The following is an 8,448-nucleotide window of genomic DNA, read 5'->3' on the forward strand; positions in this document are numbered from 1 at the left end:
GTGCGGGTGGGTGGGGCTGGCGCTGCTGATGTCCGCCTGCACGACCGTGGGGCCTGACTACCGGGGGCCGCCGCCGTCCGCGGTCGTCCATGCGCCCCAGGCCACCGGGGCGTTCCTGGGCGCGGCGGAGCCGCACTACTCGGCGGAGCCCGTCCCGGGCGAGTGGTGGCGGCTGTACGAGGACCCGGTGCTGGAGGGGTTGGTGCGGCAGGCGCTGAAGTCGAACGTGGACCTGCGGGTGGCGGCGGCGAACCTCGCGCGGTCACGGGCGGTGCTGGCGGAGGTCGCGGGCGCGCAGGTGCCTTCCTTTGGAGTGGACGCGTCGGTGGACGTGGGCAGGGCGCCGCCGGTCGGGCCGTCGGCGGCCTACGGCCTGGGCATCGACGTGTCGTATCAGCTGGACCTGTTCGGGCGGATCCGCCGGGGCATCGAGGCGGCGCGCGCGGACCTGGAGGCGGTCCAGGCCGCGCAGGACCTGACGCACATCACGGTGGCCGCGGAGACGACCCGGGCGTACGCGAGCGTCTGCTCGGTGGGCAACGAGGTGGTGGTGGCGCGCCACGTGCTGGCCCTGCAGGAGGAGAGCCTTGCGCGGACGCGGCGGCTCTTCGAGGCGGGGCGGGGGACGGCGCTGGACGTGAGCCGGGCGCGAGCGCAGGTGGAGGTGCTTCGCGCGAACATCCCCCCGCTGGTGGTGCTGCGGCGCATCGCGCTGCTGCGGCTGGCGGTGCTCAGCGGCAGGCCGCCCGCGGCGTTTCCTCCGGAGGTGGAGGCGTGTGAGACGCCGCCACGGCTGGCTTCACCCATCCCGGTGGGGGATGGCGCCGCGCTGCTGCGCAGGCGTCCGGATGTCCGGCAGGCGGAGCGGACGCTGGCGGCGGCGACCGCGCGCATCGGCGTGGAGACGGCGGACCTCTATCCCACGGTGAGCTTCGGGGCGTCCGCGGGGTCCGGAGGCCTGCTGAGCTCCTTCGGGCAGGAGAGCACGCTGCGCTGGAGCGTGGGGCCGCTGCTGTCCTGGACGTTTCCGAACACCCGCGTCGCCAGGGCTCGCATCGCGCAGGCGGACGCGGTCGCGCAAGCGGCGCTCGCCCAGTTCGACGGCGTGGTGCTCAACGCGCTGCTGGAGACGGAGAGCAGCCTGACGCAGTACACGCAGGAACTGGAGCGCGTCGCGGCGCTCACGGCCGCCCGGGACTTCAGCGCCGAGGCCGCGCGCGAGGCCGACGCGCTCTACCGGGGAGGGCGGGAGAGCTTCCTGGGCGTGCTCGACGCGGAGCGCACCCGGGCCGACGCCGAGGCCTCGCTGGCCTCCGCGCAGACCCAGTTGGTGGCGGATCAGATCGCCCTGTTCCTGTCGCTGGGCGGGGGATGGGAGGAACCGCCGCCCGCGGGGGGACGGTAGGATGGGAGCGGATGCGCTTCTTCCTGACCCTCCCGGACGGCCGTTCCTTCGCGCTGGAGAAGCCCGTGGTGTCCGTGGGCTCCGAGCCCGCCTGCGACGTCGTCCTCTCCGCGTCCGGCGTGAAGGGCAGCCACGCCCTGGTGTTCCGTGACGCGCGCGGGTGGACGGTGTCCGCCGCCAGCGCGGACTGTGACGTCCGGGTTCGTGGCAAGCGGGTGGAGCTGGCGCCGCTGGAGCCGGGGGAGTCCTTCAGCGTGGGCAGGGCCTCGCTCACGCTGACGGCTTCGGAGGCGCCGGTCCGGGTGGAGCCTTCCTCGACGCCGTCCCGCCTGCTGGGCGTGCTGACGGACTTCGCTTCACGGCTGCTCGTGCAGCGCCCTTCGTCGGAGCTGCTGGAGGCGGCGCTGCGGGGCATCGCGGACGTCACCTCCGCGGACGTGGGGTTCCTCGTGTCGGTGGAGGGGGACCGGCGGCAGGTGCTGGCGGCCACCGGCTCCGTGCCGGCTTCGGCGGTGGTGGACAGCCTGGTGGATCAGGTCGTGGGCTCGGGGGCGCCGGTGCTGGTGCCGGACGTCGCGGCGGAGGCGGCGCTGGCGGAGGCTCCCAGTGTCCTGGCGTTGCGGCTGACGTCCGCCCTCGTGCTGCCGCTTCGCGCGGGCTCCGCGCCGCTGTGCGCGGTGTACCTGGGCCGGCGCCTGGGCAGCCCTCCGTTCTCGGCGCGCGAGCTGGAGGAGGCCATGGCGTTGTCGTCGCTCGCGGCGCTGCTGCTGGCCACGTCGCGGGAGCTGACGGAGCTGCGCGCCCAGGTGGACAGCCTCACGCAGCGCATCGCCGCGGCGACGTTCGAAGGGCTCATCGGTGAGTCCCCGGCCATGCGCGTCCTCTACCGGCAGGTGGAGCGCCTGGGGCCCACGTCCCTGCAGGTTCTCATCCAGGGGGAGACGGGCACGGGGAAGGAGGAGGTGGCCCGCGCGCTTCACCGGCGGAGCGGCCGGCGCGGACGGCTGGTGGCCATCAACTGCGCGGCGCTTCCGGAGTCGCTCATCGAGCGGGAGCTGTTCGGCCACGTCCGCGGGGCGTTCTCCGGCGCGACCTCCGACCGCGCGGGGCTGGTGGAGGCGGCGGATGGGGGCACGCTCTTCCTGGATGAGATTGGAGACATGCCGCTGTCGCTCCAGTCGCGCCTGCTGCGCGTCGTCCAGGAGCACGAGGTGACGCGGCTGGGCGAGCACCGTCCTCGCAGGGTCGACATGCGGGTCGTCGCCGCCACGCATCAGCCGTTGAAGGCGCTTGTCGCGCGGGGGGCCTTCCGCGAGGACCTCCTCTTCCGCCTGGACGAGGTGCGCCTGGAGGTGCCCGCGCTGCGGGAGCGCGGAGACGACGTGCTGCTCATCGCGCACCATGTCCTGAAGCAGCAGGGGGCCCGGGCGCGGGGCTTCACGCAGAAGGCGGCGGAGGCCCTGCGCGGTCATCCCTTCCCGGGCAACGTCCGGGAGCTCGTGTCCCGCGTGCGGCGCGCGGCCATCCTGGCGTCAGGGGAGCTCATCGGCGTCGAGGACCTGGACCTGGCCGCGGACACGGCGCCGCTGGTGCCCCTGGATGAAGCTCGCGATGCCTTCGTGCTGCGCTACGTGCGCGAGGCCATTGCCCGCAGCGGGGGAAGCAAGAAGGAGGCGGCCCGGGCGCTGGGCATCGGCGTGCGCTCCGTGTTCCGATACCTGGGGGAAGAGGATTGAGAGGCCAAATTGCGCATGAGAGCAGCCAAGGGAGCGTCAGTCTGCTGCCTGCGTCTGCGTTTCCGAGCAATGCACTCTACCTACTCGACTGGCATCCGCGGCCGTTTAACGCGATGGAGAAAAGTAGAGCAGAATCAAAGACATAGGTGTAGCCGAGCAGGCAGGCTCGTCGAAACGGGGGGACGAGGAACATTCTCCCGGCATGAAGAAGAGCACTCCGAGGGTGAAGGTGGCAGAGGGACTGCGGGCACTGGTGTCGGCCGAGGACATCCTGGAGGCCGCGCGCCGGCTGGGGGCGTTGCAGCGCCAGCGCAAGGTGGACCTGGTGGCGCTGGTGGAGTCCACCGTGGCCGCGGTGACACCCATGCCCGGCACGCAGACGACGGCGTTCGCCAACTACCTCGCGCTCACCGGGCAGAAACTGTCGCCCAGCGCCTTCTTCGAGCGTTTCAACCACGCCTTCGGGCAGTTGATGCGGGAGGTGGCGAGCCGAGCCGTCCAGGCCGTGCGAGAGGCCGTCGGGGAGGACAAGCCCTTCAACGAGTTGGGGGCACTGCTGGGCGAGTTCACGGACGTGCAGGTGGCCGACTCCACGTGCCAACTGCTGCAGCGGCTGGCCGCGGACTGGGCCCCGTCCACCAGCGAGGCGAGGCCTGCCGCCTTCAAGTGGCACGCGCTGGTGTCGCTGAAGGACGAGTTGCCGGTGGCGGACGGCGTGACGCCGCAGCGCACCCAGGACACGCGCGCCCTGCCCGACGAGGCGCTGAGTCCCGGCACGCTCACCCTCATGGACCTGGGGTACACGGACACAGGCCGCTTCCTCGACGCGATTGAGGCCGGGGCCCACTTCCTGGTGCGGCTCAAGGCCCAGCACGACCCAAAGGTGCTGCGGGTGCACGTGGGCAAGGGCGAGCGGGTGCGGGCGCGTGGCATGCGTCTGACAGACGCGCTCTTGCAGGGCGTCCTCAAGGAGGAGGGCGGCGTCATCGACGTGGACGTGCAGTTGGAGAAGCACGGGCGCACGGCCCAGGCGCGTGTCGTGGCCGTGGAAGGGCCGGAGGGCGAGCGGCGCTGGTACCTGACGACGGTGGGCCGCGACGTGCTGACGGCACAGCAGGTGGCCGAGGCCTACCGTCTGCGCTGGCGAGTGGAGTTGCTTTTCAAAGCCCTCAAGTCCGGCGTGGGACTGTCGGCGCTGCGCGCCACTCGGCCGGGCGCGGTGCTCTCGCTGGTGTATGCCAAGGTGATTGCCCTGGCCCTGTCGTGCTTGCTGGAACTGTCGATGCAACAGAAGGCAGGCGAGCCGGGCCAGGCGCAGGCGACAGGGCGGCTCGCCCTGGTGCTGGCACTGACTCGCTGCGCCCCGCTGCTGCTGTCGCATGCGATGATGAGCCGGGGCGTGACGCTGGAGCAGTTGGAGGAGCGCATCCTGCTCATCGCCGAGGTGACGGCCCGCTCACGCCAGCAGCGCCGAGAGCGCGAACGACGGAAACGTGAGGCTTCTCTCGGGAGTGGCGGCTAAACCGGAAGCGGATGACTCGCCTGGGGGGAAGCGAGAGACGTAAACGAACACCAGCTTTAGCGTGCAAATGAAGCCTGCCACCAACTACTTGTCCCAGCCTGTGCACGACATGCTCAACTTGCATTGCTTCTCAACCAGGGCGGCAGTCTTCTCGCTCTGGCTGCCCCCAGCCAAGTGTGCTGTAGCGCTAGCGCGAACCAGCACAGAGGAGCGGTCGCGGGGGCGAGCAATAAGTAGTTGGACTGGATCGGTTTACAAGAGTCCCCACTCCCGACTAGAACTCCGGGAAGGAGGTGCGGGACGATCGCGAAAAGAAAAGTAAAGAGTAAGCAGGCGGTGAGGAGCAGCTGGAACGTCCATCAGGATCCTCTGTTTCGAGGAGACCATAATGCTGGAGTCCAGAAACCCGTTCCTGATGCAGATGACTCCATTGTGCGGCACGTCCTCTATCTGGATGGAGCAGGCAGAGAAACGCCCTATCTCTCCATGTCGGAAGTGGAGAGCACCGCGCGCTATTTCGCAGGTCGAGATGGGAAGACTTGGAAGACCTTGGTGAAACATGCAAGGAGCAAGGATGTCGGTCATGTCGGCATGGTTGATTTGCTGAGCATGCTGCGCGGTGTAGGCAAGGGAGATGCGAAGTGGAAGAATGCGCTCGAAGTTATGACAGCCAGAAAATACGTCGAACAGTGGTCTGAGCATCTGTTGGATTTTAGGGCGCACAAGAGCAGCTCGAAGGAACAGGTTGAAAAGCTAATCGATGAACTCTTCGAGGTTGAGTAGATGCTACCCTTGTCATGTACAAACTGCTGTTTCAATGGGCTTCAGCACGACACGCTCGGTACTTCCTTTGGCTACTGCGTTGAACATCGGAAAGTTCTGCGCTTCGCCGAAGAGCTAACGTGCGGGAGGCACTTTCGGAAAGATCTGCCACTCGCTTCTGCTGAGCGCGAGCATCGGTTGCATAGTAAGCGTTATACTCCTGCTCAGGTAACCTTCCTGCATGATCGGCCGATGAGTCCAGAGGCAGCTGGATTCGTCGAGCAGGATGCATCTTCTTTAAGAACAGATGCTGTCGGGGATGCGATTGCTGATTACGGCCTGCTCGGCGCCAAAATTGAGTCGTTAGCTCGCCTACGCCAACTTCAAGGAGTTCGTGCTGAGATTGCCATGCTCAGCATGGGGCGCAGCTATGTGCGTCGTTGCGTGGGCCGTAATGGGTCATGGACCAGTGGCATTCACCTGCTGTGGTGGACGCGACTTCGCTTGGACCAAGAACCGGAGGTTAATGCTGGTGATATCCGCATGGAGTTAGCCATTCCGCTGGCTCGCCAAGTTGAAATGGCTCAGTGGGCTGTCCTGATGTTTCGGTTGGTTTTTATCTCAGATATTGGTCAATACGCTAAGGTGTCGGGTTCACGTGCTGGTGTTGGCGGGCTGTCTAGCTTGGCTGAGGAGGCTGCCGCAGAGACCTCAGACGTGACGCCCAAAGCGCTAATAACGTGGCTCAAGCGGAAGGGGCTGAGCCGTTTTGATCACGCCCTGCCCGAACGTAGCTATGTGCGTATGGCTCGCGACCTTCACCGCGATGCTGAAGACGGTGATTGAACTCCTCTCGTCATGTCGGCGCTGCTGGAAGAGGTTTCACGGCTCCACTTCCCGAACCCGCCCGCGACTCCGTCGGAGATCGAGGCCTTCGAGCAGAGCGTCGGGTGGCGCCTGGACCTGGACCTTCGTGCCTTCTACCTGCATTGCGATGGCGTGAAATTGTTCGACCGGGTCGACCCCGCGTTCTTCTTCTACCCGCTGGCGAAGATTCGCCGCGCTCGCGTCGTCCTTCTCAAGGAGGACACAGACAGGGCGGGTCCCGCGTCCTGGTACGCGGTCTGCGAGGTGCGGGATACCAATTACATCTTCGTCGACGTGAGCCAGCAGGCGGAGGGCCGGTACTCCATCCGGGATGGCTACCGCGAAGCGTTTCCAGACCCTGTCTACAACCGCCAGATCGCGGGCTCATTTTCAGAGTTCTTGGGCGGAGCGCTTCGTTCCAATGAAGAATGGTTCTGGCTTCAGACGGAGGAGGAGTAGCGGCTGTGGTGAGCGCCACCGCGTGCGTACATCCCACTCCGTGAAGTAGTCCTGAGCCCATGCGCTTCCCGCTCTTGGTCCTGCTTCTGGTCCTGTTCGCACTCCCGGGGTGTCCGCTCGACATCCAGGTGCGTGAGGAGTTGGACGCCGGCTGTCTGGGAGACGCCTGCGTGCGCTCCTGCGCCGCGGACCGGGAGTGTCCCGAGGACCAGCGCTGCTCCGACGTCCACAGGGAATGCGAAGCGGGCCCCCGCCTCACCGAGCCCTGCTCCGACCCCCTGGCCTGTTCGACGTTCGCGTACTGCGTGAAGGGGCGCTGTACCCGCGATTGCGACCCGGGCTGCCCCTCGGGCTACCAATGCTCACCGGCTCCGGAGTCCCTGTGCGTCGAGACCTGCGAGGGCCTGCCCCCCGAGCACCTGGGCGACTCCTGCGAGACCTCCATGGACTGCGCCCGCTGCGGCTTCTGCGCGGACCTGGGACGTGGGAAGACTTGTCACCAACCCTGCCAGTCGGATGCGGAGTGTCCCGGGGGACAGGCAGGCACGTGCGTGCAGCTCCCCGGCTCCCCGCTCCGCGTGTGCCAGCAGTGAGGGCGCCCCGGGGTTTGATCGCGCGGATCCCGCTTCCTAGACTGCGCGCGCGATGACGGGCGAACTGCTGGCCGGCCGCTACCAGGTGGAGCAGGAGTTGGGGCGGGGCGGGATGGCGACGGTCTTCCTCGCCCTCGACGTCCGGCTGTCCCGCCGCGTGGCGGTGAAGGTGCTGCACCCGGGCCTGGACGCCCGCTTCACCGAGCGCTTCCGCCAGGAGGCGGAGGTGGTGGCCTCGCTCCAGCACCCCAACGTCCTGGCGGTGCATGACTTTGGCGAGGACGCCGTGCGCGGCCCGTTCCTCGTCTGTGAATGGGTGCAGGGCGAGAACCTGCGCGAACTGGCGCGGCGCCTGGCTCCCGTGCCGCCGGAGGCCGTCGCGCTGCTGGGCTGGGAGCTGGCCCGGGCGCTGGACGCGGCGCATGCGCGCGGGGTGGTGCACCGGGACGTCAAGCCGGAGAACGTCCTCGTCGCGCGTGGGGGGCCGCTGAAGCTCGCGGACTTCGGCATCGCCGCGCTGGCGGACCAGGCCCGGCTGACGAGCACGGGCGCCGTCATCGGCTCGCTGGCGTACATGGCGCCGGAGCGTATCGATACCGGGGCGTGGTCCCCGGCGTCGGACGTCTACGCGGTGGGCGTCGTGTTGTTCGAGCTGTGCACCGGTTCGACGCCCCATGCGGGGGAGGGCAGCGCCCGGCTGGCGGTCTCGGTGATGACCCGCGATGCGCCGCCGCTGGTGGAGGCCGCGCCGGGCACGCCCGCGCCCCTGTCGGCGCTGGTCGCGCGGTGTCTTGCCCGGGAGGCGCGTGACAGGCCCGTGGATGGCGGGGCGCTGGCGCGTGAGCTGGAGGCGGTGCTGCGGTCGTGGGTCGGGGCTCCCGCCGAAGCGGCACGTGCCTTCTTCCAGGCTCCGGAGTCCGCCGTGGCCCGCTGGCGCGAGGACCGGTTCCAGCGGCTGTTGGGCGAAGGCCGTGAGCTGCTCGCCGCGGGGCAGGGCGCCCGGGCTGCCCGGTGCCTCAACGCCGCGCTGGCGCTCCAGCCGGGCGCCCCGGAGGTGCTGGCGCTCCTGCGCTCGCGTCCCATGAAGCAGGGACTCGTCCGGCG

7 protein-coding genes are annotated in these 8,448 nt (G+C 68.6%); all 7 read left to right on the forward strand.

Going from position 1 to position 8,448, the window contains the following annotated elements:
- A partial coding sequence (locus tag D7W82_RS36645; RefSeq protein WP_199727972.1) for a TolC family protein occupies window positions 1–1,405 on the forward strand: 1,405 nt, incomplete at its 5' end.
- A gap of 11 nt (window positions 1,406–1,416) precedes the next feature.
- Window positions 1,417–3,141, forward strand: coding sequence for a sigma 54-interacting transcriptional regulator (locus D7W82_RS36650; protein ID WP_120622734.1), 1,725 nt, complete (start codon window positions 1,417–1,419; stop codon window positions 3,139–3,141).
- Window positions 3,142–3,343: 202 nt separating this feature from the next.
- Complete coding sequence (locus tag D7W82_RS36655; RefSeq protein ID WP_120622735.1) at window positions 3,344–4,663, forward strand: IS4 family transposase; 1,320 nt, start codon at window positions 3,344–3,346, stop codon at window positions 4,661–4,663.
- Window positions 4,664–4,999: 336 nt separating this feature from the next.
- Entirely contained in the window at window positions 5,000–5,446 is a 447-nt protein-coding gene (locus D7W82_RS40285; RefSeq protein WP_147439726.1) for a hypothetical protein, read from the forward strand.
- Window positions 5,447–5,677: 231 nt separating this feature from the next.
- The gene (locus tag D7W82_RS40290) at window positions 5,678–6,271 is read left to right on the forward strand and encodes a hypothetical protein (RefSeq protein ID WP_147439727.1); all 594 of its coding nucleotides are present in this window, start codon (window positions 5,678–5,680) and stop codon (window positions 6,269–6,271) included.
- Window positions 6,272–6,283: 12 nt separating this feature from the next.
- Window positions 6,284–6,751: an SMI1/KNR4 family protein gene (locus D7W82_RS36665; protein WP_120622737.1), complete on the forward strand. Its 468-nt coding sequence runs from the start codon at window positions 6,284–6,286 to the stop codon at window positions 6,749–6,751.
- Between the two features lie 645 nt (window positions 6,752–7,396).
- Window positions 7,397–8,448 (forward strand): serine/threonine-protein kinase (locus tag D7W82_RS36675; protein ID WP_147439728.1); only part of this gene is annotated, 1,052 nt, incomplete at its 3' end.

The sequence above is a fragment of the Corallococcus sp. CA049B genome, from assembly GCF_003611685.1.
Lineage (GTDB): Bacteria > Myxococcota > Myxococcia > Myxococcales > Myxococcaceae > Corallococcus > Corallococcus coralloides.